The following is a 26,519-nucleotide window of genomic DNA, read 5'->3' on the forward strand; positions in this document are numbered from 1 at the left end:
CCGATGACCGACCCCACCCTCGACGCGATCAACGCGACCCGCGACGACGTCCGTGCACTGCGCACCGACCTGTCCACCATGGTCACCCGACGCGAGCACGAGGCCGAGGTGCGACGCCTCGACGCCGAGACCGCCACCCTGCGCCGCGACCTGCACGACCACGAGTCCGACGCCGAGAAGCGCCACGAGCGCTTCGCTGCCGAGGCGCGCGCCGCGGACGCACAGGTCCTCAAGGAGCTCGAGGCCGACCGCAAGCAGCGCGCCGCGGAGATCGCCAAGGCCGCCGAGGCCCGCAAGCAGGACCGCCGCTGGGTCGTCGGAGCGATCATCGGCGCCGTCGGCGTCGCGATCCCCCTCGCCCAGCTCGTGCGCGCCCTCACCCTCTGACCCACCCACCTGCAGCCCGCCCGCGTCCGCCGGTGGGCCCGTTCGCATGCCCTGGAGGCACCCCGTCATGGTCACCATCCGCTCGCGCCGATCGTGGGGCGCCCGCCGCCCCGACGGCGACGTCACGCTCACAGGGCTCGCCCGCGAGGTGTTCCTGCATCACACCGTGACCACGCACCTGTCGCCGAACGCGACCGTGGCGCAGGAGCAGGCCGAGATGCGCAAGATCGAGGACATCGGTTACCGCCGGTTCGGCCGCTACGGCATCGGCATCTCGTACAACGCGATCGTCTTCCCGTCCGGCCGTGCCTACCAGGGCGTGTCTTGGAACCGCCGCGGGGCGCACACCGGGGGCCGGAACAGCACGGCCCGTGCGATCTGCTTCGCCGGCAACTACGAGACCCGCGAGCCGACCGCCGCCGCGCTGGCCACGGCCGCCGCGATCGTGGCCAAGGGCCGTGGGAAGTGGTGGGTCCGGTCCGCGCCCGTGCGTGGACACCGCGATGTCGCCTCCACCGCCTGCCCGGGCCGGTACGTGTATGCCCAGCGCGCCCGCATCGCGGCCGGCGGCGCGCTCCTCGGCGGAGGTGGCACCTCGCGCCCCACCGCGCCGAGCAAGCCCGCACCCACGCCCGCCACGGGTATCGCGACCGACGGCAAGTGGGGCCCGGACACCACCCGCGCCCTGCAGCGGCGCCTCAAGGAGGCCGGGCTCTACTCGGGCGCCGTCGATGGCCAGATCGACTCCCAGAACCGGCGCTGGCGCGACCGGAACCTCGGCCTGCGCTCCGGCTGGCAGTGGAAGCGCCGCGGCTACACCGGCTCGCGCACCATCCGCGCCCTGCAGGGCGTCGTCGGCGCCAAGCAGGACGGCCTCGTCGGACCCGAGACCTTCAAGGCACTGCAGCGCTGGCTGCGTGACAACGCGATCTACTCCGGCGCGATCGACGGCGAGCTGTGGAACCCGTCGTCCACCATCCGATCCCTCCAGCGCGTCACCAACTCGAAGCGAGGCTTCAAGCGATGAGCACCTACCAGCCCACCATCCCGCCCAAGGTCCGCACGATCGCCTACTACACCGCCCTCGTCGTCGGCGCGCTCGCCACCGGCTCCGCGGCCATCACCGCGGCCGTCGCCCCCGAGCATGCCGAGACGGTCGCCGCCGTCGCGGGCGCCGTGTCCGGCATCGTGGCCACGATCGCCGGCGGGCTCGGCGTCGTCTACCGCCCCGACGGGCAGGTGACCACCGAGGACCTGCCCGAGCCGTGGCTCGACGACGCCCCGGACGAGCTCGAGGACCCCGTCCGGTGATCTGCCCGCCCTGCGACCTCGACGGCCCGTGCGACGCCGCGGACTGCGAGGCGCGCGACCCGGGCGTCTACCGGTGCGCGTCGTGCACCGCACCGTTCCCCTCGGCCGCGGCTGCACGCCGGTGCGCCGAGATCGACGAGAGTCCCGGCTTCACCGACTGACCTGGAGGTCACGATGGCTGCATCACCAGCACTGCTCGACCTGATGGCCACGGCCGCGGCCGCGGCGATCACCCACGCCGGCCTGGTCGACGAGACCGGGACCGAGCTGACGGGCGGGGACTACGCCCGCCTGCCCGCCACGGCATCGGCCGACGGCGCCGACGTCCGCCTGGGCGGCGACCTGACCTTCCAGGTCCCGGCCGCGACCACGGTCGGCGGATGGCGTGCCTACGACGCCTCGACGGCGGGCGCGTCGTGGGGCGGGAGCGACCTGACGGAGGAGTCCTACACCGGCGCCGGGCAGTACGACCTCCACGGCGCCGACACCGGGTTCACCGTCTCGGCGGACTGACCGGTGCTCGTCGCCGACTACGGCTTCTCCGAGGGGTCAGGGTCGAGCGCGGCCAGCACGGTCGCCGCGCCGCCCCTGACCCTGGACGCCGGGACGTGGGTCGCCGGTCATACCGGTGGCGGCCTCGGTGTCGTCGGGGGCCGGGCCGCTTCCGGGGCGCCCTTCACGGCGTCGGCCCCCAGCTGGACGGCGATGTGCTGGGTCCGCTTCGACACGCTGACCGGCGCCGCCCCGACGCCCGTGATGCTCGAGGTCTCGGCGACCGCCTACGCGCTGATCAACCTCTCCGCCGCGGCGAACGTGTCCGCGTTCATCCGCTCCGGCGGGGCGAGCGACGTCATCCAGACCGCCAGCGTCGGCCCGGCGTCGGCCGGCACCTGGTACCACCTGGCCATGACCTACGACGCGGGCACGCGCACCCTGTCGTGCTACGCCAACGGCACCCTGGTCGGGACCGGGGTGCTGCCCGGCAGCGGCACCCTGGACGCAGGGTCTGTCACCGTCTCGGCCGGCGGCCACCCCAGCGTGCCGAGCACCTGCACCGTGGACGACGTGCGCCTGTACGACTCGGTACTGAACACCGCGGCGATCGCGGAGGCGATGGACACCCCCGTGCCCGACCCGTCCTCGGCGCCGTCGGGCGCATCGGTGGCCGTCGTGACCGTCACGTCGTCGGGCACCGGGCGCAAGGTCGCCGCCGGGTCGAGCATCACCGGCGCATCCGTGAGCACCACCGGCGCCGGATCGAAGACGGCCACCGGTGCGAGCACGGCGGCCGCCGGCGTCACGGCCACAGGGTCCGGCCGCCGCAGGGCCTCCGGGGCGGCCGTCGCGACCATCACCACCACGCCGGCCGGCGCAGGCTCCAAGGCCACAGGCGGGTCGTCCGTCGCCACGGTCGGCGTCACGGCTCTCGGCTCAGGCTCACCGGTGCACACCCGGGGCGGATCCTCGGTCGCCACCATCGGCGTGGCCGCGACCGGCACCGGTGTCGCCCGTCGCTCCGGGGCGTCCGTCGCGTCGGTGCGCGTGACCGCCTCCGGGTCAGGCCGCAACCCGGCCGCCGTCGGTGGCGAGCTCGCCCTCTCGTCCGGGCCGTACGGCGCACCCCTGCGCGCCGGGTCACCCTCGGGCGCCAGCCTTGCCTCCGGCGCTCCGACCGGACGGCCCTTGATCACCTCGACCCCCCGGAGGTAGCAGTGCGCATCGACCGCAGAGGCCGCGAGACCGTCTCGTGGGACCTCAGCCACGCCCCCGCGGGCGACATCGAGGCCACCTTCGACGGCACCGACTGGCACACCATGGACCGGTCCGGCGAGACCGTGAGCCTGCTCATCGCCGGACCTGACGCCATCGACAACCCCGCCGGCACCGTCGCGCTCGCCTCCGGGCGGCACTACGCCCTGCTGCGCGCCGCGGCCGCACCCGAGGTGCTCATCCGCAGCGCCGGCGTGATCGACGTGGTGACGCTGCCGCCCGCCTGATCGACCCCGAGCACGACGACGACACCCGCTCACTGCACGTCGACTGACCTGCACTCAGGTGCACTGACGGCCCCCGGCTGCCTCTCCGAGGTGGTCGGGGGCCGTTTCGTCGTACCCAGGACGCACACTGGCCCCATGCGCCCGCCGATCCCCGACCACCGCCACCTCATCGCGCACCAGGCGGCCCGGCCGCCCGGGCACGAGGTGTACGACGAACCGCGGCCGGCCCGCTGCACGGCGCGGACCTACGGCGGCGACGTCGTGACGCTCGACGGCGCGGTCACGGCGCGTGCACGGGGCATGCTCGCGTTCACCGCGGAGTACCCCGGGTGGGGCGAGTGGACCGCGTGGGTCGATCAGGAGTGCTGCGAGCCGATCTAACGTTGCAACGCCTGCGCCCGATCCGTCAGCAAAGGTTGCGACGGATCAGGGGTGAGACGTCGGAGCCTTTTCCACAGCCCTGTGCACGCCGCCCGCTCCCCCGGCCCGCCGTCGGACACCCTGGCGCGATGGACCCGCTGACCGTGCTCGCCCTCGCGCAGCTCGACGAGGAGTACCGCGCCGTCGTCGGCCGGCTGCCCGAACGGCCCGGCCGGGACCCGGAGTTGGGCGAGGCCGTGCGGCGCCAGATCGAGACTGACGGCCGAATCCGTGTAGGCGTGTCTACATCAGGCCTATCGAAACCGTTGAAAATCCGCCTACAAATCACCAGGGCCGCAATGTCCGAAATCGGGCCGGTTTCGCGGCCTGACCTGCGGCGATGGGTGGTTGGCAGGGGCGGGTTCGAATCCCGCCCGGGGCACCGCAGCACGAGAGCCCGGGCCGCCGCAGCGGCCCGGGCTCTCGTGCGCTGGTGCGCCAGGTTCACCGGCGCCCGACGGTCAGCCGGCGAGGGCTCCCCCGTCGCCGTGGCTGCCGACCTTGTGCACGAGGATCGAGTTCGTCGTGCCCGGCACGCCGACCGGCGCACCGGAGACGATGACCACCCGGTCGCCGACCTCGGCCAGGCCGTTGGCCTGCAGCGTCTGGTCGACCTGACCCACCATGGCGTCCACCGATCCCACCTCCGGCACGGTGTACGTCGTCGTGCCCCAGCTGAGCGCCAGCACGTTGCGCACCGACTCCTCCGGGGTGAAGGCGAGCAGCGGGATGCCCGAGCGCAGGCGCGACATCCGTTTGGCCGAGTCCCCGGACTGCGTGAAGGTGACGAGGTACTTCACCCCCAAGGAGTTGCCGATCTCGGCCGCGGCCCGGGTGATGATGCCGCCACGGGTGTGCGGCGACGAGCCCAGCGGGGCGATCCGCTCCCGGCCCATCTCCTCCGTGGCCTCGATGATCCGCGCCATGGTCTGCACGGTGATGATCGGGTAGTCACCCACGCTGGTCTCGCCCGAGAGCATGACGGCGTCCGCGCCGTCCAGCACGGCGTTGGCGCAGTCCGAGGCCTCGGCGCGGGTCGGCGTCGGGCTGGTCGTCATGGACTCCAGCACCTGCGTGGCCACGATGACCGGCTTCGCGTTCTGGCGGGCCAGCTCCACGATACGCTTCTGGACCAGCGGGACCTGCTCCAGCGGCATCTCCACCGCGAGGTCACCGCGAGCGACCATGAAACCGTCAAAGGCCGCCACGACCTCCTCGAGGTTCTCCACCGCCTGCGGCTTCTCGATCTTGGCGATGACCGGGACGACGCGCCCCTCCTCGTCCATGATCCGCCGCACGTCCTGGTAGTCCTCGGCGTTGCGCACGAACGACAGGGCGATGAGGTCCGCCCCCATCCGAAGCGCCCAGCGCAGGTCGTCCGTGTCCTTCTCGCTCAGCGCCGGCACCGAGACGGCGACGCCGGGCAGGTTGATGCCCTTGTTGTTCGACACCGGGCCGGGCACCTCGACGGTCGTGACGACGCGCGGCCCCTCCACGGCGGTGACACGCACGCGCACCTTGCCGTCGTCGATGAGCAGGGGGTCACCCACCCGGGCGTCCTGTGCCAGACCCTTGTGGGTGGTGGAGACCAGCTCACGCGTCCCCACGACGTCCTCGGTGGTGATCGTGAAGGTGTCACCCACCTGCAGGAGGTGCTTCTCGTCGCCCCCGAACCGGCCCAGCCGGATCTTGGGCCCCTGCAGGTCCACCAGGACGGCGACGTTTCGCCCAGCTTCCTGGGCCGCCGTGCGCACGCCGTGATAGACGGCCTCGTGCTCCGACTGCTCGCCGTGGCTCCGGTTGATCCGGGCCACGTCCATACCCGCGTCGACCAGCTCCCGGAGCTTCTCCGGGGATGCTGTCGCGGGTCCGATGGTGCACACGATCTTCGCTCTGCGCATGTCTCCAGCCTCGTCGTCGTACTGCCCCGGTACCGACCGGGGCCGTCCCGGACGCCACACGGCGCCCGGGTTCGTGCTCATCCTCTCAGGGCCACCGTGCGCGGGCCCACCGGGGCCGGCAGCTCTGTGCTGCCCTGGAGGAACCTGTCCACGGCGGCCGCGGCCGCCCGACCTTCGGCGATCGCCCACACGATGAGGGACTGACCGCGGCCGGCGTCGCCGGCCACGAAGACGCCCGGCAGCGTGGTCGCGTAGTCGTCGCCGCGGCGCACCAGGCCGCGGCTGGTGGTCTCGGCGCCGGTCTGGGTGACCAGCTCCTCGGTCTCGGGTCCTGTGAATCCCATCGCGATGAGCACGAGATCCGCGGGGATCTCTCGCTCGGTACCGGCCCGGGGAACTCGTCGACCGTCGTCGAGGTACTCGGTCTCGGCGACCTTCAGTGCTCGGACCGCACCGCTGTCGTCGCCGACGAACTCTACCGTCGAGGCGAGGAACGTCCGCTCCCCGCCCTCCTCGTGAGAGCTCGACACCTCGAAGACGATCGGGTCGGTGGGCCACGGCTGGTGCTCAGGGCGCTCGGTCGGCGGCCTCTTGCCGATGGCGAGGGTGGTCACGCTCGCAGCGCCCTGGCGCAGGGACGTGCCCACGCAGTCCGAGCCCGTGTCGCCACCGCCGATGACCACGACGTGCTTGCCCTCGGCGTCCGGCACACCCTCGACCGGCCTGCCCGCCACCGCCTTGTTGGACGGCGTGAGGAACTCCATCGCCGGGTGCACGCCCTCGAGGTCGTTGCCCGGGACGGCGAGCTCGCGCGGGACGGTGGCACCCGTGGCGATCACGACGGCGTCGAAGCGCCGGCGCAACGCGTCCCAGGTGATGTCCTTGCCGATCTCCACGCTCGTGCGGAACCGCGTGCCCTCAGCCTCCATCTGCGCCAGTCGCCGTTCGATGTGCGACTTCTCGAGCTTGAAGTCGGGGATGCCGTAGCGCAGCAGCCCGCCGATCGCGTCGTCCCGCTCGTAGACGACGACGGTGTGCCCGGCACGGGTCAGCTGTTGCGCCACCGCGAGCCCGGCGGGGCCCGATCCCACGACCGCCACCGTCGAGCCGGTGAGGCGCTGAGGCACCTGGGGCGTCACCAGACCTCGCTCGAAGGCCTCGTCGATGATCGAGACCTCGATGTTCTTGATCGTGACCGCCGGCTGGTTGATGCCCAGCACGCAGCTCGTCTCGCACGGCGCGGGGCACACCCGGCCGGTGAACTCGGGGAAGTTGTTGGTGGCGTGCAACCGTTCGATGGCGTCGGCCCACTGGCCCGTCCGCACCAGGTCGTTCCACTCCGGGATGAGGTTCCCGAGCGGGCAGCCTTGGTGGCAGAACGGGATGCCGCAGTCCATGCAGCGGCCGGCCTGCTCCTTCAGGAAGGGCTGCCCCTCCTGACGGACCTCGTGGGTGTCGCGCCAGTCACGCAGCCGCACCTCGACCGGGCGGCTCGGCGGGAGCTCGCGCTCCCGTACCTTCAGGAATCCACGGGGATCAGCCACGTGCCACCTCCATGATGTGCTCCCAGAGGGAGGGGTCGAAGTCGTCGCCCTCTCCCAAGGGCGTACCAGCGGACTGCGCCTCGGCCAGTGCCGTACGGACGTTCGCCCAGGCAGGAGGCAGGACACGGGAGAACCGTGCCCTCGTGCCGGCGTCCTCGAGCAGCTCGGCCGCGACCGGCGACCCGGTCTCCTCCTGGTGCTCGGCCAGCAGCTCACGCACCCGGGCCCAGTCGTCGTCCTCCAGCGGGCCGACGACGAGCTCACCGTTCGCCACCGACGCCGTGTTCATCGCGCCCTCGCGCAGGTTCAGCACGTAGGCCACGCCGCCGGACATCCCGGCGCCGAAGTTGCGGCCGGTCGGTCCGAGCACGACGACCTCACCACCGGTCATGTACTCGCAGCCGTGGTCCCCCACGCCCTCGACGACCAGGGTCGCGCCCGAGTTGCGGACCGCGAACCGTTCGCCGACACGCCCCCGCAGGAGGATCTTGCCGCTCGTCGCTCCGTAGCCGATGACGTTGCCGGCGATGACGTTGGCGGCACCGTCGAGCACCGCCGCCCGGTCGGGCCGCACGACGATCCGGCCACCCGACAGGCCCTTGCCGACGTAGTCGTTCGCGTCGCCGAAGAGCCGCAGGGTCACCCCGCGCGGGACGAACGCCCCGAACGACTGGCCCGCCGAACCGGTCAGGGTCACGTCGATCGTGTCGTCAGGAAGCCCCTCGCCGCGGTACCGCTTGGTCACCTCGTGACCGAGCATCGTGCCGACCGTGCGGTTGACGTTGCGCACCGGCACCTCGATGCACACCGGGACGGCGTCCTCGAGCGCCGGCGCCGCCTGGGCGATGAGCTGCTGGTCGAGGGCCTTGTCCAGGCCGTGGTCCTGGTCCCGGGTGCGGTGGAGCGCGGTGCCCGCCGGGTGCTCGACCCGCTCGAGGACCGGGGCGAGGTCGAGCCCCTCGGCCTTCCAGTGGTCGACAGCCTTGCGCGTGTCCAGCGCCTGGACCTGACCGACGGCCTCCTCGACCGAACGGAAGCCCAGGGAGGCGAGGTGCTCACGCACCTCCGTGGCGATGAACTCGAAGAAGTTGATCACGAACTCGGGCTTGCCGGTGAACCGGCGCCGCAGCTCCGGGTTCTGGGTCGCGACGCCGACCGGGCACGTGTCCAGGTGGCAGACCCGCATCATGATGCAGCCCGAGACCACCATCGGTGCGGTCGCGAAGCCGAACTCCTCGGCCCCCAGCAGCGCGGCCACCACGACGTCGCGGCCCGTCTTCATCTGACCGTCGACCTGCACCGTGATCCGGTCTCGCAGGTTGTTGAGCACGAGCGTCTGCTGGGTCTCGGCCAGGCCGATCTCCCACGGCGTCCCCGCGTGCTTGAGGGAGGTCAACGGGCTGGCGCCCGTCCCGCCGTCGTGGCCCGAGATGAGGACCACGTCGGCATGCGCCTTGGACACCCCCGTGGCGACCGTGCCCACACCGAACTCGGAGACGAGCTTGACGTGGACCCGAGCGCTCGGGTTCGCGTTCTTGGCGTCGTGGATCAGCTGGGCGAGATCCTCGATCGAGTAGATGTCGTGGTGCGGCGGCGGCGAGATGAGTCCGACCCCGGGGGTCGAGTGCCGGGTCTTCGCGACCCACGGGTACACCTTGGGACCAGGAAGCTGACCGCCCTCGCCGGGCTTGGCACCCTGCGCGAGCTTGAGCTGGATGTCGTCGGCCTGGGTCAGGTACTCGCTCGTGACGCCGAAACGTCCGGAAGCGATCTGCTTGACGCGCGAACGCCGCCGCGGGTCGTACAGGCGCTCCGGGTCCTCACCGCCCTCGCCGGAGTTCGAGCGGCCCCCGATCTCGTTCATCGCCACGGCGAGCGTCTCGTGCATCTCCTGGCTGATCGCGCCGTAGGACATCGCACCGGTGTTGAACCGCTTGACGATCTCGCTGACGGGCTCGACCTCGTCGATCGGGATCGGCTCACGGTCAGGGTCGAACCGCAGCAGCCCCCGCAGGGTCATCAGTCGCTGGGACTGCTCGTCGACACGGCGGGTGTACTGCCGGAAGATCTCCATGCGACCCGTCCGGGTGGCGTGCTGGAGCCGGAAGACCGTCTCCGGGTCGAAGAGGTGCTCCTCGCCGTCCCGCCGCCACTGGTACTCCCCCCCGGTGGTGAGCCGTTCGTGCGGCGCGTGGTTGCCCGAGGCCGGGTAGGCCTCCGCGTGACGTGCCGCCGTCTCGGCCGCGATCACGTCGAGGCCGATGCCGGCGAGCCGGCTGGTCGTCCCGGTGAAGTAGTCGTCGACGAGCTCGTGGGAGAGACCCACCGCCTCGAAGACCTGCGCGCCGCGGTAGGACATGATCGTGGAGATGCCCATCTTGGACATCACCTTGAGCACCCCCTTGCCGAGCGCCTTGATGAGGTTGCGCACGGCCTCGTCGGGAGCGACGTCCAGGTAGCCGCGCACGGCGAGGTCCTCGACGGTCTCCATCGCGAGGTACGGGTTGACGGCGGCCGCGCCGTAGCCGATCAGGAGCGCGACGTGGTGGACCTCGCGGACGTCGCCGGCCTCCACGACCAGCGAGATCCGCGTACGGGTCTGCCGGCGCAGCAGGTGATGATGCACCGCGCTGGTGAGCAGCAGGGACGGGATCGGCGCCTTCTCGGCGTCCGAGTCCCGGTCCGAGAGCACGATGTGCGTCGCGCCGGCCTCGATCTGCGCGTCGATCTCGGCGAAGATCTCCTCCAGGCGTGCGTGCAGCGCACGGCCGCCACCGGAGACGTCGTACAGACCTCGCACGATCGCCGCCCGGAACTCGCCCTCCAGCCGGGCGTCTCGCTCGATCCGCACGATCTTCGCGAGCTCGTCGTTGTCGAGCACCGGGAAGGGCAGCAGGAGCTTGCGCGCATGAGCGGCGGTGTCGTCGAGCAGGTTCGGCTCCGGGCCGATGGCGCCACCGATCGACGTCACCAGCTCTTCGCGGATCGCGTCCAACGGCGGGTTGGTCACCTGGGCGAACATCTGCGTGAAGTAGTCGAACAGCAGACGGGGACGGCTCGAGAGCACCGCCACGGGCGTGTCGGACCCCATGGCGCCCAAGGGCTCCATGGCCTGGTTCGCCATCGGGGTCAGGATGATCTTGAGCTCTTCCGAGGTGTACCCGAAGGCACGCTGGCGACGCTGGACCGACGCGGGCGAGTGCGCGACGTGCTCACGCTCAGGCAGCGACTCCAGCGAGATCGAGTTCTCCTCGACCCACTTCGCGTACGGGCGCTGCGCCGCGAGCTGAGACTTGACCTCGTCGTCCTCGACGATCCGGCCCTGGTCGGTGTCCACCAGGAACATGCGACCGGGCTCGAGGCGCCCCTTGCGGACGATGGTCGCCGGGTCGAGGTCGAGCACCCCGGCCTCGGACCCGAGGACGACGAGCCCGTCCTCGGTGACCCAGTAGCGGCCCGGACGCAGACCGTTGCGGTCCAGCACCGCGCCGATGAGCGTCCCGTCGGTGAAGGTCAGGCAGGCCGGACCGTCCCACGGTTCGATGAGGTTGGCGTGGTACTCGTAGAAGGCCCGCCGCGCAGGGTCCATCTCGGCATGGTTCTCCCAGGCCTCCGGGATCATCATGAGCACCGAGTGGGGCAGCGACCGCCCGGACAGGTGCAGCAGCTCGAGCACCTCGTCGAAGCTCGCCGAGTCGCTCGACCCGGCGGTGCACACGGGCAGCAGCGGCGCCAGGTCTCCGAGCGCCTCGCTGGCGAGGGTCCCCTCACGGGCCGCCATCCAGTTGCGGTTCCCCCGCACCGTGTTGATCTCGCCGTTGTGGGCGATCAGCCGGAACGGCTGGGCCAGCGGCCACGACGGGAAGGTGTTGGTCGAGAACCGGGAGTGGACCAGCGCGATCTCCGACGCGTAGCGCGCGTCGGAGAGGTCGGGGAAGAACGGCTCGAGCTGGGCCGTGGTCAGCATGCCCTTGTACGTGAGCGTACGAGCCGACAGCGAGGCCAGGAACAGCCCGAGCTCGTTCTCGGCACGCTTGCGCAGCCGGTAGGCCCGCCGGTCGAGGTCGATGCCGGCGAGCTCGCGTGCCGGGTCCGCGACGATGACCTGTCGGAAGACAGGCATGGAGGCGCGGGCCGTGGGACCGACGAGGTCCGCGGTCACCGGCACCTCGCGCCAGGCGAGCACGTCAAGCTTCTCCTCGACGGCGATCGCCTCGAAGCGACGCGCGACGGCGTCCGCCTCGGCAGCGTCCTGCGGGAGGAACGCCATGCCGATCGCGTACCGACCGGCGGGCGGCAGCTCGACCGCGACGACGTCACGGACGAACGCGTCGGGGATCTGGGTGAGGATCCCCGCCCCGTCGCCGCTGTTCTCCTCTGCACCGACCGCACCGCGGTGGTCGAGGTTGAGCAGCGCGGTCAGGCCCGCGTCGACGATGTCCCGTCCGGGCGTCCCACGCAGGGTCGCGACGAACGCGACACCGCACGCGTCGTGCTCCGTCGCCGGGTCGTAGAGGCCCTGCGCCTCGGGTGGCGCGACCCAGTGCTGCGGCGTGGTCATCAACACCGTCCTCCTGAGCGCCCGCGTGCGGGCGCGTCTCTGCTTCAAGGGTGGTTCGGGACGTCGTCGGCCCGTCGGACTTGTCAGGTGCCGCCTTCCCGGGTGGTGACCCGGTCGGCGACACCTCAGGCGCGAGCTGCCGGGCCCTGGTCGGGTCCGGAGGCTGACGCTTCCGTGTCGGTCGTGTCGGTGGTGCCCTCGGCGTCTACGGCCTCGGCCGTGGCGTCGGGGTCACCGTCGGTCTCGGACTGCACCCCCGGGTCGTCGGGACGACCCGGCAGCGCGACGCCGTCCTCGCGACCCGGACGCAGCCGGCCGATGACGACGAACGCGACGAGGGCCCCGAGGCCCACGACGATCGAGGTCCACACGTTCAGCCGCAGCCCGAGCACCATCTCGGCGGTGTCGATGCGGAGCATCTCGATCCACACCCTTCCCAGGGTGTAGACCGCGACGTAGGCCCAGAATACCCTCCCATGACCGAGCCTGTACCGGCGGTCGAGCCACACGAGAAGTGCGGCCGCCGCGAGGTTCCAGAGCATCTCGTACAGGAACGTGGGGTGGAACAGCGTCCCCTCGGCGTACTGCAGTCCCGTCGCCGGGTCGATCGGAAGGTAGGCCGGGTCGATCTGCAGCCCCCAGGGCAGGTCCGTCGGCGCGCCGAACAGCTCCTGGTTGAACCAGTTGCCCAGCCGGCCGATCGCCTGGGCCACCAGGAGCCCGGGCGCGAGCGCGTCCGCGAAGGACGACAGGCGCACGCCGAGCCGGCGGCACCCGATCCACGCGCCCACCGCACCCAGGGCGACCGCCCCCCAGATCCCGAGACCGCCCTCCCAGATGTACAGGGCGCTGACGGGGTCGCCGTTCGGGCCCCAGTAGGGCTCGGGCGTGGAGAACACGTGGTAGAGCCGGCCTCCGACGATGCCGAAGGGCACCGCCCAGAACGCGATCTCGAGCACGTCGTCGGGGTCCCCGCCCCGGGCCTTCCACCGCCGCATGGTCATCCACGCGGCGACGACGATGCCTGCCAGGATCGCGAGCGCGTAGGCCCGGACCGGTACCGGACCGAGGTACCACGTGTGCTGTGCGGGGCTCGGGATCGACGCTGCGAGCTGGCCGGTGACGGTCACGAGTCTCCTCCGGTGGTGCGGGCGCGCGCGACACCGGCCGCGAGCTCGCCGGTCACCCTGCCCAGCGCGTCCAGGCGGTCGGCCCACGGGTCGTCGGTCAGCAAGGTGCGGACCAGCGCGGATCCGACGATGACGCCGTCGGCGAAGCGTCCGACCTCCGCGGCCTGGGCGCCGGTCGAGACACCCAGACCGACGCACACGTGGCGGGCGCCTGCAGCGCGGGTGTGCGCGACCAGCTCCTCGGCGCGCTGCCCGACGGCCTCGCGTGCGCCCGTGACGCCCATGGTCGAGGCGGCGTAGACGAACCCTCGGGACGCCTGCGCGGTGAGGCGCAACCGGTCCGGCGTCGAGCTCGGGGCCACCAGGTAGACCTTGTCCAGCGCGTGCTCGTCGGCAGCAGCACTCCACTCCTGCGCCTCGTCGGGGATGAGGTCGGGGGTGATCATCCCCGCTCCCCCGGCAGCGGCCAGGTCGCGTGCGAACGCCTCCACGCCGTATCGCAGCACCGGGTTGTAGTAGGACATCACCAGCGCAGGGATCTTCCCGCCCGAACGGTCCGCGACCGCCTCGACGACGGCGAGCACGTCCCGCACGCGCGCCCCGCCGGCCAGGGCGGCCTCCGCCGCACGCTGGATGACGGGCCCGTCCATCACCGGGTCGGTGTACGGCACCCCGACCTCGACGACGTCCACGCCCGCGTCGACCATCATCGACACCGCCTCGATCGAGCGCGGCACGTCGGGGAACCCCACCGGCAGGTAGCCCACGAGCGCCGGGCGGCCGACCGCAGCCAGCTCGTCCAGCCGCGCGGCGGTCCTCGAGGTCGTCACCGTCCCGCTCACCGGTCTCCCTCCGTGGTGTCCTCGTCGAGCAGGCCGAACCAGCGCGCCGCCGTCGCGACGTCCTTGTCCCCCCGGCCCGAGAGGTTGATCAGGAACACCTGGTCCGTGCGACCCTCGTCGACCATGCGGCGTCCCAGCCGCAGCGCACCGGCCAGCGCGTGCGCCGACTCGATCGCAGGGATGATGCCCTCGGTCCGGCACAGCAGGCGGAAGGCCTCCATCGCCTCGCTGTCGGTGACGGGCTCGTAGGTGGCGCGCCCGATGTCGTGGAGCCAGGAGTGCGCGGGGCCGACGCTCGGGTAGTCCAGGCCGGCGGAGACCGAGTGGCTCGGACGCGTCTGCCCGTCGTCGTCCTGCAGGAGGTAGGAACGCGCCCCGTGCAGGACCCCGGGCGCACCGCCCGAGAACCGGGCGGCATGCCGCCCGGACTCGATGCCCTCGCCCCCTGCCTCGAAGCCGTACAGGGACACCTCGGCGTCGTCGAGGAAGGCGTTGAACAGTCCCAGCGCGTTGGAGCCGCCACCCACGCAGGCCATGACGGCGTCGGGCAGACGACCGACGCGCTCCATGACCTGCTCGCGCGCCTCCTCGCCGATGATGCGGTGGAACTCGCGCACCATCTCCGGGAACGGGTGCGGTCCCGTGACCGTGCCGAGCAGGTAGTGGGTGTGGTCGACGTTCGTCACCCAGTCCCGCAACGCCTCGTTGATCGCATCCTTGAGGGTGCGGGTGCCCACCGACACGGGCACGACGGTCGCTCCGAGCAGTTCCATGCGCGCGACGTTGAGTGCCTGCCGGCGAGTGTCCTCCTCGCCCATGTACACCACGCACTCGAGGCCGAGGAGCGCCGCAGCCGTCGCCGTCGCCACGCCGTGCTGGCCCGCTCCGGTCTCGGCGATGACCCGCGTCTTGCCCATCCGCTTGACGAGCAGGGCCTGGCCCAGCACGTTGTTGATCTTGTGCGAGCCGGTGTGGTTGAGGTCCTCGCGCTTGAGGAACACGCGCACGGGCGCGGTGCCGTCCCCGTCCGCGTCGGCGATGTGCGCCGCGAAGCGAGGGACCTCGGTCACCGGTGACGGCCTGCCCGTGTAGTCGCGGTGCAACCGGGACAGCTCGGCCGCGAACGCCGGGTCCCCCTGAGCCTTGCGGAACTCGGTCTCGAGCTCGTCGAGCGCGGCGATGAGCGCTTCGGGGACGTAGCGACCGCCGAACTGCCCGAAGTAGGGCCCCTGGACGTCGGCGAGCTTCTCGGCGACCTGATGAGCCAGGGTCTCGGTCAGCGCGTCTCGCACGGGCTGCTCAGGCTGCTCGGGCACGGGCGCTCCTTCATGGCGTGGGGGGTCAGTTCGGCGGGGCGGCGGCCGCCTCGGGAGTCACGGCTGGGCGGCGGGTCGTACGGACCACAGAGCGGGGTGCTGCCCCGCCGCGACGAGGTCCGCGACGGACCGTCGAGGCTCGCCGTCGGTCACCAGTGCCTCGCCGACCAGCACGGCATGAGCCCCGGCGCGAGCGTAGTCCATGACGTCGTGCGGTCCCCGCACGCCCGACTCCGCGACCCTGACCACGTCGTCGGGGATCAACGGGGCCAGCCGGGAGAAGGTGTCGCGGTCGACCTCGAGCGTCTTGAGGTTGCGTGCGTTGACGCCCACCACCCGCGCCCCGGCGTCGAGGGCACGACGCACCTCGTCCTCCGTGTGCGCCTCGACCAGCGCCGTCATGCCCAAGGAATGGACCCGCTCGACCAACGACGTCAGCACGGTCTGCTCGAGCGCGGCGACGATGAGCAGGACCACGTCGGCTCCGTGCGCCCGCGCCTCCCACACCTGGTACGGGGTCACGACGAAGTCCTTGCGCAGGACCGGCACGTCGACACGTGAGCGGACGGCGTCGAGGTCGGCCAGGCTGCCGCCGAACCGGCGCTGCTCGGTGAGCACCGAGATCACGCTCGCCCCACCTGCCGCGTACTCGACCGCCAGGGCCGCCGGGTCCGTGATCTCCGCCAGGGCGCCCCTGCTCGGGCTGGACCGCTTGACCTCGGCGATGACTGCGACCTTGTCCTCGGACAGCAGACGGCTGCAGCACTCGAGCGCGCCCGGTGTCTTCGCGGAGCGTTCCTTCAGCTCGTCGAGCGAGGTGCGGGCCTGCCGCACGGCGAGATCCTCGCGGACCCCTGCGACGATGTCCTCCAGGACCGTCATGCTCTTCCCTCCCTCGTCGTCTTGCTGCCATGGTAGGCCCGTCTCACCGGCGCACCGACCAGTGCCCGAGGGACGAGACGCTCCACCCGGCGGGACGTCGCCGTTCGCAGCACCCGACGGAGCACATCGTTATCACCCCGTGACGCGCCCAGGGCGTGCATGCCACGGCGCCCGCACCTCGTGAGGTGCGGGCGCCGTGGGACGCGCGAGTGGTGACCGGGCTCAGTGCGAGCTCGCCGAGCGACGGGGCTCTACTCCCGGCTTCGCCTGGCCGTAGCCCATGTTGCGCAGGACGAGCCCTGCCACGCAGGCGAGCAGGACGATCACCAGCCCCGCCCAGAAGATCGCGAACGGCACGCCGGGCAGGCAACCGACCGCGGACACGAGCGCGCCGGTCATGACGCCGACCATGGCGGTCCAGGCCGCGACGGTGTGGCCGTGGTTCGTGGGCGGGACCGCGTCGGGCAGGTAGATCGGCTCGGCGGTGGTGTTGTCGGTCATGGGCGAGGCATACCTTTCGTCGCGTGCTGCTGGCACTCAGACTACCGGTCGGCAGACGGGTCCGTGCCCCTCGTGAGCGCGTCCCAGTCGGCCTGGGCGTCCGGTCCGGCGTCGTCCGGGTCGTCGCGGTCCGACGCGACGCCGGGCGAACCGTCGCGCTCGTGCCGCGCGTCGCCGCCCGACCACGAACGCACCCCCAGAGCCGCCAGCACGGCCACCACGACGACGGCGGCTCCCACAGCCACTGTCACCCACGGCCACGGCGTCACCTCCACCGGTGAGGTCAGCGTCGTGACCCCCGCGGCGTCGGCCGCGGCGGACACCGCGGGGGCGCGGGCGTCGAGGAGCACCACGACGGCACCGCTCGCCACGGTCGCGCCGGCGAGACCGGTCGCCGTCAGCGCGATCCACCGCGCGACCCGTCCCGCCAGCGTGGCTGCGAGCGCACCGGCCAGCACGACGAACGCCGCCGCGCTCACCGCCGGGGCCGCCGCCGTCCCGGGCACCTCGATCACGACCTCGGGCTCGAGCGCCGTGGCCACCGTGGTGCGCAGCCACACCGGCGCGGTGACGGCGAACGCCGCACCGCCGAGCAGCAGCAGCAGGACGACGGCGCGGGACCGGGAACGGATCACGGGGCCGTCCCCGCCCCCGCCGTGCCCAGGTCGGAGAACCGTGCCGCGAGCTGCACGGCCCGGACCGCCGCGGCCGCCTTGTTGCGGGACTCCTCGTACTCCAGCGCCGGCACCGAGTCGGCGACGATCCCGCCGCCGGCCTGCACCGAGGCCCGGCCGTCACGCAGCAACGCGGTGCGGATGGCGATCGCCATGTCCATGTTCCCACCGAAGTCGAAGTACCCGCAGGTGCCCCCGTAGATGCCCCGCGAGGCAGGTTCGAGCTCGTCGATCATGGCGATCGCCCGCGGCTTCGGTGCGCCGGACAGGGTGCCTGCCGGGAACGTGGCACGGAACGTGTCCAGCGCCGTCGCGCCCGGTCTCAGGCGACCGACGACGGTCGAGCACAGGTGCATGATGTGGCTGAAGCGCCGCACCGTCATGTACTCCACGACCTCCACCGAGGTCGGCTCGCAGACCTTGACCATGTCGTTGCGCGACAGGTCGACCAGCATGAGGTGCTCGGCACGCTCCTTGGGGTCGGCGAGCAGCTCCTCGGCGAGCTCGACGTCGTCCTCGACCTTCTCTCCGCGAGGCCGCGACCCCGCGATGGGGTAGGTCGTGACGTGCCCGTCGTCGACCTTCACCAGCGTCTCCGGGCTGGCTCCGACGACGGCGAAGTCGCGTCCGCGATGGTCGGCCAGCTGGAAGTAGTACATGTATTGGCTCGGGTTGATCGTGCGCAGCGCGCGGTAGACGTCCAGCGGCGGGGCGGGGCAGTCGAGGTCGAGCCGCTGGGACAGCACGACCTGGAAGACCTCGCCGTCACGCACACCCTCCTGCCCCGCCAGGACCGCGGCCTCGTACTCGGCGCGGGTGGATCGGAACTCGATCGCGGGCTCGGGCACGTCGTCACGCAGCACGGTGCGCTCGGCGCGGTGCGACGTCGCGAGCCGGTCCGCGAGCGCGTCGAGCCGGGTGACGGCGTCCGCGTGCGCCTCGTCGACGCGGTCGTCCGTCCCGTCGGCGTTGATCGCGTTGGCGATGAGCCAGACCGACCCGGTCAGGTGGTCGACGGCCACCAGGTCGGTGGCCAGGGTCAGTGCGACCTCCGGCACGTCGAGCTCGTCGGGAGCGTTCGCCGGGAGGGTGGGTTCCCAGTGGCGCACGACGTCCCAGCCCATGGCTCCGACGAACCCTCCGGTCAACGGCGGAAGCCCCTCCACGGGCACGGTGCGCAGGGCTTCGAGAGCGGACTCCAGGACCTCGACCACGTCCCCCTCGACGGGGATGCCGGCGGGGACGTCCCCGGTCCACACGGCTCGTCCGCCGTCGGAGAGCAGCGTGGCGCGGGCCTCGACACCGACGAAGGACCACCGCGACCAGGAGCGTCCGGCCTCGGCGGACTCCAGCACGAAGGTGCCGGGCCGGCCGCCGGCGAGCGAGCGGTACAGCCCGACCGGGGTGACGTCGTCGGCCAGCACACGTCGTACGACCGGGATGACACGGCGGTCGCGTGCGAGCTCACGGAAGGTGCTCAGCCGCGGCCACGTCGCACCCCAGGTGAGGTCCTCGGCCGTCGGTGCGACGGCGGGGGCCTGGGGCGGCTGGGCGGCGGGTGTGCCGGCGGTCGGGGTCACCGGGCCTCCTCGGTCTCGTCGGTGTGCTCGGCAGGGCCCTGGGGCGGGCGTGACCCGACGACGGCGGGCAGCGCTCCCCCGGCGTCGAAACAGGTGTGCGCACCCGTGTGGCATGCGGCACCGACCTGGTCGACCTGCACGAGCAGGGCGTCGCCGTCGCAGTCGATCGCGACGCTCTTCACGTACTGGAAGTGCCCGGAGGTGTCCCCCTTGCGCCAGTACTCGCTGCGCGACCTGCTCCAGAACGTCACGCGCCCCTCGGACAGGGTGCGTCGCAGCGCCTCGTCGTCCATCCAGCCCAGCATGAGCACGTCTCCGGTGTCGTGCTGCTGCACGATGGCGGCGACCAGGCCGTGGTCGTCGCGCTTGAGACGGTCTGCAGTGCCGGGATCCAGCCCGTTGCCGTTCAGGTCAGCCACCCCGGCATCTTCCCACGCGCCGGCCGGTCGCCGGGTCGGTGACCGGATCGAGGACGCCCGGGACGTCACCGTGTCTGGGCCACCCAGCTCGCGTGCATCCGGGCATACACCCCGCCGGCCGCGGCGAGCTCGAGGTGCGGGCCGGCCTCGACCACGTGACCGTCGTCGACGACGACCACCAGGTCGCTCGCCTCGGCCGTCGACAGCCGGTGCGCGATCGTGATGGTCGAGCGGCCCGAGGTGAGCGCGTCGAGCGCACGGGCGATGCGCACCTCGGTGGCAGGGTCGACGGCGGACGTCGCCTCGTCGAGGACGAGCAGGTCGGGTGCGGCGAGGTAGGCGCGCGCCACCGCGACGAGCTGGCGCTCCCCCGCGCTCAGCGCCTCACCGCGCTGCCCGACGTCGGTGTCCAGCCCGTCGGGCAGGTCGGCCACCCACTCGGTGAGGCCGAGCGCCGCGAACGCCGCCGCCACCCGCTCCCGCACCTCGTGGTCGACGGCGCCCTCGGCGGGCAGGTCGCGCAGGCCGTACGCGACGTTGGACGCGATGGTGCCGTCGAAGAGGAAGCCCTCCTGCGGCACCAGCACGACCCGCTCCCGCAGCCGGCGCAGCGGGATGTCGCGCAGGTCGACGCCGTCCAGCTCCACCCGCCCGGCGCTCGGGTCCATCAGACGTGCCACCAGCTTGGCGATCGTCGTCTTCCCCGAGCCCGTCTGCCCGACGACCGCCACCTTCTTGCGGGCGGGCAGCTCGAGGTCGATGCCGTGCAGCACCTCGGGGCCCCCGGGATAGGAGTAGTGCACACCGCGCAGGGTCACGCGGGCGTCTCCCCGAGGACTGGCGGCGGCGCCCGAGCGCCCGTCGGCGTCCTCGACGTCGATGGGTGTGTCCACCACGGCGATGACACGACGCCAGCCGGCCACCGCGTTCTGCAGCTCGTTGAGGATCTCCGTGGCCATCTGGACGGGACCGGTGAACAGCTGGACCAGGAACAGGAAGGCCACCAGCTGCCCGGCGGTCAACCCGCCGCCGATGCCCAGGTAGGACCCGACCACGACGACGACCGCCAGCACCAGGTTGGCCAGCAGCGTGCCCGAGGAGAACACGACCCCCACGAGCACCTGCGCGCGGCCCTGGGCCCGGCGCGTGTCCTCGATCGCACCGTCGATGCGTCGTCCCGTCCGGTCCGCCACGCCGTACGCGCGCACCGTCTCGGCGCCGACCACCGCCTCGGAGACAGCGCCCAGCATGGCCCCGACCTTCTCCCGCACGACGGTGAACCGGCGGCCCACCGCGCGCTGCGCGAGACGGATGACGAGGAACAGCGGGACGAAGCACAGCCACACCACGACCGTCAGCGCCGGCGAGTACACGGCCATGAGCACCGTCGCCACGCCCACCTGCAGCGTGGAGACCATGAGCATGATCCCGCCCCACTGCACGAACATCGAGATCGTGTCGACGTCGTTGGTCACCCGGGAGACCAGGGCTCCTCGACGCTCCGAGCCCTGCGACAGCGTCGACAGGTCGTGCACGTGCCGGAAGGCCTTCACCCGCAGGGCCGCCAGGCCGGCCTCGGTGGACCGGAACAGACGGACGTTCACCACGGCCGTGCACAGCCCGGCGAGGATGATCGCCCCGGCGGCCACGGTGGAGAGCAGCGCGACCCTCGTCGGCTCGGGACCGCCGTCGGCCAGGATGCCCTCGTCGATCGTCTGCTGCACGGCCAGCGGCACGACGACCCGGCCCGCGGCGGCCAGGACCGCGAGGGCCAGCGTCAGCCACAGCCCCTGCACGATCTGCGGCGAGATCTGCACGCCGCGGCGCAGGGTGGCCAGCACCCCCAGGTCGCTCGTCGTGGCGATGCGCGAGTCGCTCATCGTGCGCCCTCCTCGTCGTCGTCCCAGGGTTCGTGGACGTCCTCGCCGGCCGCACGCTCGTCGACGAGCTCTCGCTCGCGCCGTGCGGTCTCCACCTCGTAGGCGGTCGCCAGGTCCCGGTACCCCGCGTCGCGCGCGAGCAGCTCGTCGTGGCGGCCCGTGTCGACCACCCGGCCGCCCTCGAGATGGACGACGACGTCAGACATCGACACCGAGCTCATCCGGTAGGCGACCATGACGACCGTGACCGGACGCCCCGTACCGACCGCGTCGGCGGCGAGCCCGGCGAGGATCTCCTGCTCGACCCGCGGGTCCACGGCGCTGGTGGCGTCGTCGAGCACGAGCAGGCGTGGGCGGCGCACCAGCGCCCGGGCGATCGCCAGACGCTGACGCTGACCGCCCGAGAGGTTGGCGCCGCGCTCGCCCAGGGGTGCGTCCAGGCCCTCGGGGAGCGCCCGGACGACGTCGTCGACCCGGGCCAGCCGCAACGCCTCCCACACACCTTCGTCGACGGCGTCGGAGACCTCGTCCGCGAGCGTCACGTTCGCCCGGACCGTGTCCTCGAAGACGAACGTGTTCTGCGCCACGTAGGCGACCTGCGCCGGCACCTGACCGGCCGCGAGGTCCCGGACGTCGACGCCGTCGAGCAGCACCCGCCCCCGCGTGGGGTCGCTCAGGCGGCTCAGGAGAGAGACCAGGGTCGTCTTGCCGGCGCCGGTGGGACCGACGACGGCGACGGTGGCGCCCGGCGCCACCTCGACGTCGATCCCGTCGAGCAGCGTCGCCGTCCGACCGGCGGACGGTACGTCCACCCCGACGTCCTCGAGGCGGACACCGATCCCGGTCCCGCCGGCAGGCAGGACCCCGTCGCCGACCTCGATCTCTCCCTGCGCGTCCAGCACCCGCGAGATACGGTCGTACCCGACCAGCGCCCGCGGGATCTCGCCCAGCACCCACCCGAAGGCACGCACGGGGACGGCCATCATCGTCAGGAGGTAGGCGGCGGTCACGACGTCGCCGACCTCGACGGCGCCGCTGGCGGCGCGCACGGTACCCACTCCCAGGACCAGCAGGGTGCCGAGGTTGGGCAGCAGCTCGATCACCGGGTCGAAGACCGCCCGGATCCGACCGGCACGCACGTTGGCGGCGCGCAGCTCGTCCGTGCGGCGCGCGAACCGTGCCTCCTCCCGGTCGGCCGTCCCGAGCGACTTGACGAGCAGGGCGGCCTCGAAGGACTCGTGGGCGACGTCGGCCACCTCGGCGCGCAGCTGCTGCGCCCGGGTCACGGCCGGGGACATGTACCGCTGGAACACGACGTTCGCCGCGATCGCCGCCGGGATCACGACCAGCGCCGCCAGGGCCAACCACGGGTCCACGCTGAACAGCATCCCGGTGGCCACCAGGATCATGACGACCACGCCGAGCGCGAACGGCAGGGGGTTGAACACACCGGTGGCGGCCTCGACGTCGGCGCTCGCGTTGCTCAGCAGCTGACCGGTGGGGTGCGCACGGTGCCACGACAGGGGAAGGCGCAGGTACTGCCGGGTGACGCCTCGCCGGTGGTCCGCCTGGATGCCCACCACGCCCCAGCCTGCCCAGATGCGTCGCCCGGCCACCGAGAGCGCCAGGGTCAGGGCGACGGTGGCCAGCACCCCGCCGGCGAGCCAGATGTCGGCACGGGCCGCCTCGTCGCCGGCGAGCGCGGGGACGACGACGGCGTCCGTCGCCCAGCCGACCGCCCGGCTGACCGCCACGGTGGCGGCGCCGAAGACGGCCGAGGCGAGGACGGCGAGGACGTAGAGACGGGGTTCGGTCCGCATGCCGCGCCAGACGAGCACCGTCCCGCGGCGCAGTCGTGAGCCGGACAGTGCGGCCGGGCGAGCGGGTTCGGGCACAGCAGACCTCGCAGTCGTCAGGGATCGAATCGATCCTAGCGCCTGGCGCACGCTGGTTCGCCCGGGCATCCGTCCAGGTGGCCCCTCGACAGGACGGCTCAGCGCACGTCGACACCCGCCGCGCGCATCGCGTCCTTGACCTGACCGATCGTCAACGTCCCGAAGTGGAAGACGCTGGCGGCCAGCACCGCGTCCGCGCCGGCCCGGGCGGCCTCGACGAAGTGCTCGGGCGTCCCGGCACCGCCGGAGGCGATGAGAGGCACCGACACCCGCTCGCGCACCGCAGCCAGCATCTCCAGGTCGAAGCCGGCGGTCGTGCCGTCCGCGTCCATCGAGTTCAGCAGGATCTCTCCCGCACCCAGCCCGGCCGCACGCTCGGCCCACGCCACGGCGTCGATCCCCGTGCCGCGCCGCCCGCCGTGGGTCGTGACCTCGTACCCCGACGGCGTGATCGTGCCACCGGTCGCGCGGCGCGCGTCCACCGACAGCGTCAGCACCTGGTTGCCGAACCGGTCGGCGATCTCCGCGATCAGCTCCGGCCGGGCGATGGCCGCGGTGTTGACGCCCACCTTGTCCGCCCCCGCACGGAGCAGGCGGTCGACGTCGTCCGTCGTGCGGACACCGCCGCCGACGGTGAGCGGGACGAAGACCTGGTCGGCGGTCCGTCGGACGACGTCCACCATCGTCTCGCGGTTGCCCGACGACGCGGACACGTCGAGGAAGGTCACCTCGTCGGCGCCCTCGGTGTCGTACCTGTCGGCGAGCTCGACAGGGTCACCCGCGTCACGCAGGTTCGTGAAGTTCACGCCCTTGACGACGCGGCCGGCGTCGACGTCCAGGCACGGGATCACCCGTACGGCCACAGTCATGTGCTGGTCATCCTCCAGTGGTCGGGTCGTCGGGCGCCGCCGCCCGCGAGGCCTCCTCGACGGGTTCGTCGATCTCGTCGGTCGTGTCCTCGCCGGCCCCGCCCTCGGAGGCCTCCTCGGTGACCTGGTACCGCGCGTCCAGGATGTCGACGACGTACACGAGCGTCTCGTCCGCGAGCTCGCTGCCGGTGCCACCGTAGCCGAGCTGCGGCGGCACGACGAGCATCACCTGCGAACCCACGGACTGCTCGAGAAGACCTTGGTCCCAACCCTCGATGAGCCGGCCGATGCCGATCGTCGCGGACTGCGGGGCGACGTCGGGGTCCCAGCTCGAGTCGACCACCGCGCCGTCGCTCCATCGCACCAGCACGTACCGGGCCGTCACCACCTGACCGATGTCCACCTGCGGCCCGGAACCACGCACCAGCGGCTGCACCAGCAGCTCGTCGGGGGGCTCGGCGTCAGGAAGCCGGACGGACGGCGAGCCGTCCAGGTCCCGCACCACCCGCGGCAACCCCTCGGGAGCCTCGACCGTGGTCCCCGACGCCCGGGTGGGCAGCACGTCCACCACGAGGACCACCGGGACGTCGCCGTCCTTCTCCACCACCAGCACACGCGCCCCGACACGCTTGCCGCGCAGGGAGTCGTACAGGTTCTGGCCCAGCGACTCGGGCTCGAAGGTGTACCAGGCGGGGGCGTCCAGGTAGGTCGACGAGATCACGCTGCCGTCGCGGCCGTCCTCCGCGTACATGTGCAGCAGCACCGGGCCGCCGTCCTCGATCGGCTCCCCCGCGCCCGGCCGGACGGTGCGGGAACCGGACCGGACGACCTCGTACGGCTGCGGGTAGTCGACCACGGGCGGCTCACCCTCGGCACCGCTCACCTCGACCGGCACCTGGGACGGCACCGACGACGGAGTCAGCTCCTCCAGCAGGGGCGACGAGCAGCCACCGACGGCCGCCACCGCGAGCCAGCCGGCGACAGCAGCAGCGAGCAGGCGGGGACGACGGGGCAGCACCGGGACAGTCTGCCACGAGTCGTCACATCGACTCGATGAGCCGCTCGACCCTCTCGTCGACGTTGCGGAACGGGTCCTTGCACAGCACGGTGCGCTGCGCCTGGTCGTTCAGCTTCAGGTGCACCCAGTCCACGGTGTAGTCCCGTCGCGCCTCCTGGGCGGCACGGACGAAGTCGCCGCGGAGCTTGGCGCGTGTCGTCTGCGGCGGGACCGCGGTCGACTCGAAGACCTCGAGGTCGGTCACGACGCGATCGACCATCCCCCGTGCAGCGAGCAGGTTGTACAGCCCTTCGGTCCGCGAGATGTCGTGGTAGGCCAGGTCGAGACGAGCGACGCGCGCATCGTCGAGGGTGAGCCCGTGCTTGGCCTGGTAGCGCTCGATGAGACGCTTCTTGATGACCCAGTCGAGCTCCCGCTCCACGAGCGTCAGGTCGCCCGACTCCAGGGCCCTGAGCCCTCGCTCCCACAGGTCCAGCACCTGCTTGACCTGCGGCGTGAGCTCGAGGTGGGTCTCGACGTGCTCGCGGACGCGTTGGTAGTACTCCCCCTGCAGGTCGACCGCCGTGGCCGTGCGCCCGTTCGCCAGCTGGACCGGAGCCAGCCCGGACGAGTCATGGCTGATCTCCCGGATCGCCCGGATCGGGTTCTCCAGCGTCAGGTCGCGCACCGGGATACCCGCCTCGACCAGGCGGAGCACCAGGTCGGTGGCACCGACCTTCAGCATCGTCGTGGTCTCCGACATCGACGAGTCCCCGACGATCACGTGCAGCCGGCGATAGTGCTCGGCGTCCGCGTGCGGCTCGTCACGCGTGTTGATGATCGGGCGCGACCGCGTCGTCGCGCTGGAGACGGCCTCCCAGATGTGGTCCGCACGCTGCGACAGGCAGTAGGTGGCACCCCGGGGCGTCGTCAGCACCTTGCCCGCGCCGGTGAGCACCTGGCGCGTGATGAGGAACGGGACAAGCACGTCGCTCAGGCGGGAGAAGTCCCCCTGCCGCCGGACCAGGTAGTTCTCGTGGCAGCCGTAGGAGTTGCCGGCCGAGTCGGTGTTGTTCTTGAACAGGTGGACCTTGCCCGGCAGGCCCTCGTGCTCGAGGCGTTGCTGGGCGTCGGCGACGAGACCTTCGAGGATCCGCTCACCACCACGGTCGTAGGCGACGAGCTGGCGCACGTCGTCGCACTCGGCCGTGGCGTACTCCGGGTGCGACCCGACGTCGAGGTAGAGCCGCGAACCGTTGCGCAGGAACACGTTGGACGACCGGCCCCACGCCACGACCTTGCGGAAGAGGTAGCGGGCCACCTCGTCGGCACTCAGGCCGCGGCCGTCGTCGGCGGCGCACGTGACGCCGTACTCCGTCTCGAGCCCGAAGATCCGTCGGTCCATGGTCTCCC

The 26,519-nt window shown here is 72.2% G+C and carries 24 protein-coding genes; 8 read left to right on the forward strand and 16 right to left on the reverse strand.

The genetic code is table 11. The annotated features are described in order from the left end of the window. The first annotated feature begins 3 nt into the window (after window positions 1-3). The 8 genes from HDG69_RS14055 to HDG69_RS14090 all read left to right on the forward strand — a co-directional run bounded on the left by HDG69_RS14055 (window position 4) and on the right by HDG69_RS14090 (window position 4,076). On the forward strand, window positions 4-387 hold the full coding sequence (locus HDG69_RS14055) for a hypothetical protein (protein WP_171784441.1): 384 nt from the start codon (window positions 4-6) through the stop codon (window positions 385-387). A 67-nt stretch (window positions 388-454) separates the two neighbouring features. Then, on the forward strand, window positions 455-1,414 hold the full coding sequence (locus HDG69_RS14060; RefSeq protein ID WP_171784442.1) for a peptidoglycan recognition protein family protein: 960 nt from the start codon (window positions 455-457) through the stop codon (window positions 1,412-1,414). Next, on the forward strand, window positions 1,411-1,698 hold the full coding sequence (locus HDG69_RS14065; RefSeq protein ID WP_171784443.1) for a hypothetical protein: 288 nt from the start codon (window positions 1,411-1,413) through the stop codon (window positions 1,696-1,698). The genes HDG69_RS14060 and HDG69_RS14065 overlap by 4 nt, the downstream gene beginning before the upstream one ends. Next, complete coding sequence (locus tag HDG69_RS14070) at window positions 1,695-1,859, forward strand: hypothetical protein (protein WP_171784444.1); 165 nt, start codon at window positions 1,695-1,697, stop codon at window positions 1,857-1,859. Before HDG69_RS14065 ends, HDG69_RS14070 begins: the two co-directional genes overlap by 4 nt. Window positions 1,860-1,872: 13 nt before the next feature. Continuing rightward, window positions 1,873-2,211 carry a hypothetical protein gene (locus tag HDG69_RS14075; RefSeq protein ID WP_171784445.1) on the forward strand — a complete coding sequence of 113 codons (339 nt, stop codon included), beginning with the start codon at window positions 1,873-1,875 and terminating at the stop codon, window positions 2,209-2,211. Between the two features lie 3 nt (window positions 2,212-2,214). Next, on the forward strand, window positions 2,215-3,408 hold the full coding sequence (locus HDG69_RS14080) for a LamG-like jellyroll fold domain-containing protein (RefSeq protein ID WP_171784446.1): 1,194 nt from the start codon (window positions 2,215-2,217) through the stop codon (window positions 3,406-3,408). A gap of 2 nt (window positions 3,409-3,410) precedes the next feature. Continuing rightward, window positions 3,411-3,695, forward strand: coding sequence for a hypothetical protein (locus tag HDG69_RS14085; protein WP_171784447.1), 285 nt, complete (start codon window positions 3,411-3,413; stop codon window positions 3,693-3,695). Window positions 3,696-3,830: 135 nt separating this feature from the next. Continuing rightward, window positions 3,831-4,076 carry a hypothetical protein gene (locus HDG69_RS14090; RefSeq protein WP_171784448.1) on the forward strand — a complete coding sequence of 82 codons (246 nt, stop codon included), beginning with the start codon at window positions 3,831-3,833 and terminating at the stop codon, window positions 4,074-4,076. Between the two features lie 500 nt (window positions 4,077-4,576). Here HDG69_RS14090 and pyk read toward each other — a convergent pair whose 3' ends face one another. The 16 genes from pyk to pafA all read right to left on the reverse strand — a co-directional run bounded on the left by pyk (window position 4,577) and on the right by pafA (window position 26,511). After that, window positions 4,577-6,016, reverse strand: a complete 1,440-nt coding sequence (gene pyk / locus HDG69_RS14095) for a pyruvate kinase (RefSeq protein ID WP_171784449.1) — start codon at window positions 6,014-6,016, stop codon at window positions 4,577-4,579. A 77-nt stretch (window positions 6,017-6,093) separates the two neighbouring features. Further along, window positions 6,094-7,560: a glutamate synthase small subunit gene (locus HDG69_RS14100; RefSeq protein WP_171784450.1), complete on the reverse strand. Its 1,467-nt coding sequence runs from the start codon at window positions 7,558-7,560 to the stop codon at window positions 6,094-6,096. Further along, entirely contained in the window at window positions 7,553-12,121 is a 4,569-nt protein-coding gene (gene gltB, locus HDG69_RS14105; RefSeq protein ID WP_171784451.1) for a glutamate synthase large subunit, read from the reverse strand. The genes HDG69_RS14100 and gltB overlap by 8 nt, the downstream gene beginning before the upstream one ends. Before the next feature lie 125 nt (window positions 12,122-12,246). Beyond that, a complete protein-coding gene (gene lgt, locus HDG69_RS14110; RefSeq protein ID WP_171784452.1) occupies window positions 12,247-13,251 on the reverse strand; it encodes a prolipoprotein diacylglyceryl transferase in 1,005 nt (334 codons plus the stop codon). Continuing rightward, on the reverse strand, window positions 13,248-14,093 hold the full coding sequence (trpA, locus tag HDG69_RS14115; RefSeq protein WP_171784453.1) for a tryptophan synthase subunit alpha: 846 nt from the start codon (window positions 14,091-14,093) through the stop codon (window positions 13,248-13,250). Before trpA ends, lgt begins: the two co-directional genes overlap by 4 nt. Continuing rightward, window positions 14,090-15,385 (reverse strand): tryptophan synthase subunit beta, encoded by a 1,296-nt coding sequence (trpB, locus tag HDG69_RS14120; protein WP_171784600.1) that lies wholly within the window; start codon window positions 15,383-15,385, stop codon window positions 14,090-14,092. The genes trpA and trpB overlap by 4 nt, the downstream gene beginning before the upstream one ends. A gap of 81 nt (window positions 15,386-15,466) precedes the next feature. After that, the gene (gene trpC, locus HDG69_RS14125) at window positions 15,467-16,291 is read right to left on the reverse strand and encodes an indole-3-glycerol phosphate synthase TrpC (RefSeq protein ID WP_171784454.1); all 825 of its coding nucleotides are present in this window, start codon (window positions 16,289-16,291) and stop codon (window positions 15,467-15,469) included. 222 nt (window positions 16,292-16,513) lie between these two features. Continuing rightward, window positions 16,514-16,792 (reverse strand): HGxxPAAW family protein, encoded by a 279-nt coding sequence (locus HDG69_RS14130; protein ID WP_171784455.1) that lies wholly within the window; start codon window positions 16,790-16,792, stop codon window positions 16,514-16,516. A 41-nt stretch (window positions 16,793-16,833) separates the two neighbouring features. Further along, window positions 16,834-17,427, reverse strand: coding sequence for a Trp biosynthesis-associated membrane protein (locus tag HDG69_RS14135; protein ID WP_171784456.1), 594 nt, complete (start codon window positions 17,425-17,427; stop codon window positions 16,834-16,836). After that, the gene (locus HDG69_RS14140; RefSeq protein ID WP_171784457.1) at window positions 17,424-19,046 is read right to left on the reverse strand and encodes an anthranilate synthase component I; all 1,623 of its coding nucleotides are present in this window, start codon (window positions 19,044-19,046) and stop codon (window positions 17,424-17,426) included. The genes HDG69_RS14135 and HDG69_RS14140 overlap by 4 nt, the downstream gene beginning before the upstream one ends. Then, complete coding sequence (gene hisI / locus HDG69_RS14145) at window positions 19,043-19,465, reverse strand: phosphoribosyl-AMP cyclohydrolase (RefSeq protein ID WP_171784458.1); 423 nt, start codon at window positions 19,463-19,465, stop codon at window positions 19,043-19,045. The genes HDG69_RS14140 and hisI overlap by 4 nt, the downstream gene beginning before the upstream one ends. 65 nt (window positions 19,466-19,530) lie before the next feature. Continuing rightward, window positions 19,531-21,345 carry an ABC transporter ATP-binding protein gene (locus HDG69_RS14150; protein WP_171784459.1) on the reverse strand — a complete coding sequence of 605 codons (1,815 nt, stop codon included), beginning with the start codon at window positions 21,343-21,345 and terminating at the stop codon, window positions 19,531-19,533. Then, window positions 21,342-23,165: an ABC transporter ATP-binding protein gene (locus HDG69_RS14155; RefSeq protein WP_246256680.1), complete on the reverse strand. Its 1,824-nt coding sequence runs from the start codon at window positions 23,163-23,165 to the stop codon at window positions 21,342-21,344. The genes HDG69_RS14150 and HDG69_RS14155 overlap by 4 nt, the downstream gene beginning before the upstream one ends. 173 nt (window positions 23,166-23,338) lie before the next feature. Next, on the reverse strand, window positions 23,339-24,109 hold the full coding sequence (gene hisF / locus HDG69_RS14160) for an imidazole glycerol phosphate synthase subunit HisF (protein WP_171784461.1): 771 nt from the start codon (window positions 24,107-24,109) through the stop codon (window positions 23,339-23,341). A 7-nt stretch (window positions 24,110-24,116) separates the two neighbouring features. Beyond that, complete coding sequence (locus HDG69_RS14165) at window positions 24,117-25,127, reverse strand: FKBP-type peptidyl-prolyl cis-trans isomerase (protein ID WP_343036449.1); 1,011 nt, start codon at window positions 25,125-25,127, stop codon at window positions 24,117-24,119. A 22-nt stretch (window positions 25,128-25,149) separates the two neighbouring features. Continuing rightward, window positions 25,150-26,511: a Pup--protein ligase gene (gene pafA / locus HDG69_RS14170; protein WP_171784462.1), complete on the reverse strand. Its 1,362-nt coding sequence runs from the start codon at window positions 26,509-26,511 to the stop codon at window positions 25,150-25,152. Window positions 26,512-26,519 lie beyond the last annotated feature (8 nt).

The organism is Isoptericola halotolerans, from assembly GCF_013149785.1.
Classification (GTDB): Bacteria; Actinomycetota; Actinomycetes; order Actinomycetales; family Cellulomonadaceae; genus Isoptericola; species Isoptericola halotolerans.

Bases quoted from the DNA above. Each gene is read 5' to 3' on its own strand.
- HDG69_RS14055 (WP_171784441.1), top strand. From the start codon at position 4: ATGACCGACCCCACCCTCGACGCGATCAACGCGACCCGCGACGACGTC.
- HDG69_RS14060 (WP_171784442.1), top strand. From the start codon at position 455: ATGGTCACCATCCGCTCGCGCCGATCGTGGGGCGCCCGCCGCCCCGAC.
- HDG69_RS14065 (WP_171784443.1), top strand. From the start codon at position 1,411: ATGAGCACCTACCAGCCCACCATCCCGCCCAAGGTCCGCACGATCGCC.
- HDG69_RS14075 (WP_171784445.1), top strand. From the start codon at position 1,873: ATGGCTGCATCACCAGCACTGCTCGACCTGATGGCCACGGCCGCGGCC.
- HDG69_RS14090 (WP_171784448.1), top strand. From the start codon at position 3,831: ATGCGCCCGCCGATCCCCGACCACCGCCACCTCATCGCGCACCAGGCG.
- pyk (WP_171784449.1), bottom strand. From the start codon at position 6,016: ATGCGCAGAGCGAAGATCGTGTGCACCATCGGACCCGCGACAGCATCC.
- gltB (WP_171784451.1), bottom strand. From the start codon at position 12,121: ATGACCACGCCGCAGCACTGGGTCGCGCCACCCGAGGCGCAGGGCCTC.
- trpC (WP_171784454.1), bottom strand. From the start codon at position 16,291: ATGACGGTCCTGGAGGACATCGTCGCAGGGGTCCGCGAGGATCTCGCC.
- HDG69_RS14130 (WP_171784455.1), bottom strand. From the start codon at position 16,792: ATGACCGACAACACCACCGCCGAGCCGATCTACCTGCCCGACGCGGTC.
- HDG69_RS14150 (WP_171784459.1), bottom strand. From the start codon at position 21,345: ATGAGCGACTCGCGCATCGCCACGACGAGCGACCTGGGGGTGCTGGCC.
- HDG69_RS14155 (WP_246256680.1), bottom strand. From the start codon at position 23,165: ATGCGGACCGAACCCCGTCTCTACGTCCTCGCCGTCCTCGCCTCGGCC.
- hisF (WP_171784461.1), bottom strand. From the start codon at position 24,109: ATGACTGTGGCCGTACGGGTGATCCCGTGCCTGGACGTCGACGCCGGC.
- pafA (WP_171784462.1), bottom strand. From the start codon at position 26,511: ATGGACCGACGGATCTTCGGGCTCGAGACGGAGTACGGCGTCACGTGC.